The sequence below is a fragment of the Psychrobacter urativorans genome, from assembly GCF_904846695.1.
GTDB classification, from domain to species: domain Bacteria; phylum Pseudomonadota; class Gammaproteobacteria; order Pseudomonadales; family Moraxellaceae; genus Psychrobacter; species Psychrobacter urativorans.
Genome location: NZ_CAJHBR010000070.1, coordinates 1 through 873, shown reverse-complemented (window position 1 = coordinate 873; position 873 = coordinate 1). Strand labels below are relative to the sequence as shown.

At 38.0% G+C, this 873-nt stretch carries 1 rRNA gene; it reads left to right on the top strand.

The features are described 5' to 3' along the window. Positions 1 to 4 precede the first annotated feature (4 nt). A 5S ribosomal RNA gene (gene rrf / locus JMY09_RS14410) occupies positions 5 to 119 on the top strand. Positions 120 to 873 lie beyond the last annotated feature (754 nt).

The following is an 873-nucleotide window of genomic DNA, read 5'->3' as shown; positions in this document are numbered from 1 at the left end:
CTTTGCTGACGACAATAGCATGATGGCCCCACCTGATCCCTTCTCGAACTCAGAAGTGAAACATCATCGCGCCAATGGTAGTGTGGCTCCGGCCATGTGAGAGTAGGTCATCGTCAGCTCTCTATTCTAAAATCCCCCAATCAGTTATCTGGTTGGGGGATTTTTTTTATCTTTACTTTAGTAGTGACCTACGCAGAAAACCCTATTTAAAGGGTTTTCTCTTGCGCAGCCTAACAAAGCACTGCTTTGTTTTAACGGCGCTCAGGTTATCGTCAGCTCTCTATTCTAGATTCGCCCCTTAACTTAACGGTTAAGGGGCTTTTCTTTGGTCTTAAATTGCTTTTTATACTACAGAATCTTGTGTTGCCAGTATTATTGCTCGATTTCTAACAGGGTCGGATAACAAATTCCAGTAATCCTGGTTAAAGTGTAAGCGCATATATTTTTTACAGATTCCCAAATTTTTAGAAATCCTCAGAAATGCTTAGAAAGCATTACAGATTCCCAGTATCTGGCACCAGTTAACGTTAAGATCCCCTATTGTTCTTCTCTCCATTAACTCATTCTCCAGCTTTTTAACGATTTAAAAATTTAAATTTATCACCTCAAAACGCTTAATGGCTCATTCTTATTCTATCAACTATCTGATTTAGCTTTAGAGAATGAGGTTTACTAGAGATTAAGCGGAGCAATTATCAGGTTTAGGTCTAATAATGAGTATTAATTAAAAAAAGGTATTGACACTGAGATTAAAGCGTCTATAATACGCACCTCAGCAAGACAAGCGGGAGTAATTAGGAAGTGATAAGTCACTTAATAATTAGCACGTCAATCTACTGAAACGAATTAGAATAAAGGGTTGACAGACTATAT